This window comes from Macrococcus sp. DPC7161 (assembly GCF_004117835.1).
GTDB lineage: Bacteria > Bacillota > Bacilli > Staphylococcales > Staphylococcaceae > SDSC01.
This window is the reverse complement of record NZ_SDSC01000063.1, coordinates 1-350: the sequence shown is the minus strand read 5'-3', so window position 1 is coordinate 350 and position 350 is coordinate 1. Positions and strand designations below refer to the sequence as shown.

At 40.0% G+C, this 350-nt stretch carries 2 tRNA genes; both read right to left on the bottom strand.

The window, feature by feature from the left end:
- Positions 1-128: 128 nt before the first annotated feature.
- Positions 129-204: transfer RNA gene (locus ER639_RS12125), tRNA-Ala, on the bottom strand.
- 23 nt (positions 205-227) lie between these two features.
- Positions 228-304: transfer RNA gene (locus ER639_RS12120), tRNA-Ile, on the bottom strand.
- Positions 305-350 lie beyond the last annotated feature (46 nt).

Genomic DNA, 350 nt, shown 5'->3' with positions numbered 1-350 from the left:
TTAATATTGTGATGTTTATACATAATGTATAAACGCGCGATTTTTTTCAAGAATTCAAATATGAACTCACTCGGTTTTGCTTGGTAAAATCTATTTTTCTTACTTTATCTAGTTTTCAAAGTACAATATGGTGGAGACTAGCGGGATCGAACCGCTGACCTCCTGCGTGCAAAGCAGGCGCTCTCCCAGCTGAGCTAAGCCCCCAAACGGTAAAAATATTAAATTAATGGTGGGCCTAAATGGACTCGAACCATCGACCTCACGCTTATCAGGCGTGCGCTCTAACCAGCTGAGCTATAGGCCCTCATTATGTTGAATGTTCAATACAATGAAGTATTATAAACACTCAA